Origin of the sequence: Cytobacillus firmus NBRC 15306 (assembly GCF_001591465.1) — a bacterium.
GTDB lineage: Bacteria > Bacillota > Bacilli > Bacillales > Cytobacillaceae > Cytobacillus > Cytobacillus firmus.
This window is the reverse complement of the sequence record NZ_BCUY01000230.1, coordinates 1-1,067: the sequence shown is the minus strand read 5'-3', so window position 1 is coordinate 1,067 and position 1,067 is coordinate 1. Positions and strand designations below refer to the sequence as shown.

General features: G+C 31.8%; 1 protein-coding gene and 1 pseudogene. Both read left to right on the top strand.

The genetic code is table 11. The features are described from left to right. Positions 1-448, top strand: a 448-nt coding sequence (locus tag BFI01S_RS24265) for a Ger(x)C family spore germination protein (RefSeq protein WP_439951081.1), incomplete at its 5' end; no start/stop codon positions are given. A gap of 31 nt (positions 449-479) precedes the next feature. Next, positions 480-999, top strand: a pseudogene (locus tag BFI01S_RS24260) (Ger(x)C family spore germination C-terminal domain-containing protein). The last annotated feature ends 68 nt before the right edge of the window (positions 1,000-1,067 follow it).

The window sequence follows — 1,067 nt, the reverse complement described above, 5'->3', positions numbered from 1 at the left end:
ACTCTTTTTAATAAGCATAATAACTCTCTTTAGTTCGGTGTTATCGGGATGTTGGAATATCAAAGAAGTACAAGATACTTACTATGTTGCAGCACTAAATCAATTATACAAGGATGCACAACAAAGACTTTTTTGGGGACATGTGTCTACACTAATTTTGAGCAATAAACTACTTAAGCAAGATATTAAAACCTCTATTGATTTTATTAATCGGCATCGGGAAATACGATATAATATCTTATTGTATGCTACAAAGGAATCCATTGAAGATGTATTTAAAACAAAATCATTTTTCACCTTATCTGGACTTTCGACCATTCTTCACGAACCAAGAGAAGGATATAAGCAAAGATCCTACATACAACCTATTCAATTTTTCCAATTCATACGAGATAGCGATCCTGTTGGGCAAACAGCTTACATTCCTTCTATAAAAAATATCCACTGAAAATTGGAAAAAGGAAGATAATAAAGCACCATTGTTAAGAAATGACGGTGCTTTCTTTGTAAGGAATAAGCATCTGCAAGGCTGGCTTTCTGAATCTGATTTAAACGGTCTAAGATGGATGGATGAAAAAACTGTTCGATCTCCTTTGTGGATAGTTGAAGATGACCAACCTATTGTTTCTATAGTATTAGAAAAACCCAAGATAAAAATTACACCTGTTATCCATAACGAACAAGTGATATATAACATTAACATAGTCGTACAAGCTGGAATAAACGAAAAGTTAAAGGAAATTAGTGAAAATAAGTTAATTGCTAACACTGAAAAAAATAATAAGGGATGAGATTTTAAAGACTTTTGAGAAAGGAGTAGAGATAAATTCGGATGTTTATAAGTTAGGAGAAATAGTATATCGTGAGAACCCCCAGAAATGGAATAAAGAGATAAAAGAAAAGCGATTTTTCTTAAATAAGGATAGTATCGAGCAAATCAACATTCAAGTTAATTTAGTGAACTCAGGAAAATTGAAATACCAAGACGGACATTATTAAGAACGATAAAAGAGTAATTCTGGAACTATATTAAGTAGCGAAATTACATAGAAGGAGCTTCATTAATT